The 1,321-nt window shown below is 44.6% G+C and carries 2 protein-coding genes; both read right to left on the bottom strand.

Going from position 1 to position 1,321, the window contains the following annotated elements:
- Positions 1–147: 147 nt before the first annotated feature.
- Complete coding sequence (locus tag I6E24_RS16280) at positions 148–510, bottom strand: hypothetical protein (protein WP_235329743.1); 363 nt, start codon at positions 508–510, stop codon at positions 148–150.
- A gap of 5 nt (positions 511–515) precedes the next feature.
- Positions 516–1,172 carry a ParA family protein gene (locus I6E24_RS16275; RefSeq protein WP_235329741.1) on the bottom strand — a complete coding sequence of 219 codons (657 nt, stop codon included), beginning with the start codon at positions 1,170–1,172 and terminating at the stop codon, positions 516–518.
- Between the last annotated feature and the right edge of the window lie 149 nt (positions 1,173–1,321).

Here is a 1,321-nt window from a genome sequence, read left to right as displayed (position 1 = left end):
AAGACCTGCTGATTACAATACTAAGGACTCGCTTTTCTATTGTACAAACAGGGCACTGGCATCTGTAGGTACGAACTTATTTGTGAATTACTCATATGTATAAAATTAATTTTGAATAGTTACTTATGATTTTATATAATTCTATATTTATAACTCATTAAAATTCTCTTCGTTCTCTTCAATATAAGTCATTATGATAGCCGCTGCGAGTGACCTTAACGGAATGTTCCGTTTTGCATTGACACGGATCAGTTCCAACCTTTTCTTGACCTCCTTGGGCAGCCAGACGGCATCCCCCTGTTCGCTCACGCCGGTATATTTGGCGAGGTTTTCTTCAAAGGCTTTCCTGCCTTTCCTGCGTCGCTTTCCCTCTTTCTGAATGTCCTGGACTTCACTTGCGCCCGTGTCAGGTTCCTTGGCCTTGTCCGGTGCAGTAATTCCCCGCACAATCTCGTCCAGTCCCATATTTGCGAGCGGATTGTTTACTTCAGGTCGGATGTTCTTTGCCATAGCCTTTATTTTTTAAGATCAAGTTCCTCGATGATTTTATTGAAAGCCGGTTCAAGCAGTTCCGTCTGGCTTTTCTCCAACGGGTATAGTGTGGAATACCGTTTAACGACCACGCTCTGCTTCACCATCGGCGTAACGGTTCCGACCAGCCCGAGGAATCCGATTGTCTGTTCCCGTTGCCGTAACTCTTCAGACTTTCTTTCCGCCGCATTGATCCGGTTGGGAACGAAAATCAGGCTGGCGGACGAAATTGACTTCAATGCCTTGACGAATATGCCTGTGGCATCCACAGTGTCCGCATCGAACGATATGGGTATTATTGCCGTGTCCGCCGATTGGTAGATGTATGCCAGGTTGCGGTCATTCAGGTTTCCGGGACAGTCTATGAGGACGACGCCCGGTACTTCTTTCAGTTTCTCCATAACCTGCACAAGCCGCTTACGATCGGATGTGTCCAACATATCCACGTTCCAGGGGACCTGTGCGTCCGGAGCTGCGTCCTTTTCACGTTGCTGATGACGGAACAGCGATGCCTGCAGGTCTGCATCTATCACAAATGTGGGAAAGCCGTGTTCTATAAGATAGTCTGCAAACAAGGCGCAGAGGGTCGTCTTGCCAACGCCTCCTTTGATGTTGCTGAATATGACGATTTTGTTCTTCATTCTCGTGTTTTTATGTAAGACAATTCCATTTACAAAGATACGAAATAGACCACATACTGCCAAGAAAAACGATATATAATTATACACTTATGATTTTATTTAATTATATATCTACATAGAACACTGTATAATGTATCTATCTGTATTTA

The organism is Bacteroides caecigallinarum, from assembly GCF_021530995.1.
Lineage (GTDB): Bacteria > Bacteroidota > Bacteroidia > Bacteroidales > Bacteroidaceae > Phocaeicola > Phocaeicola faecigallinarum.
Note: the sequence above shows the minus strand (reverse complement) of the source record. Positions and strands in the feature narration are given on the sequence as shown.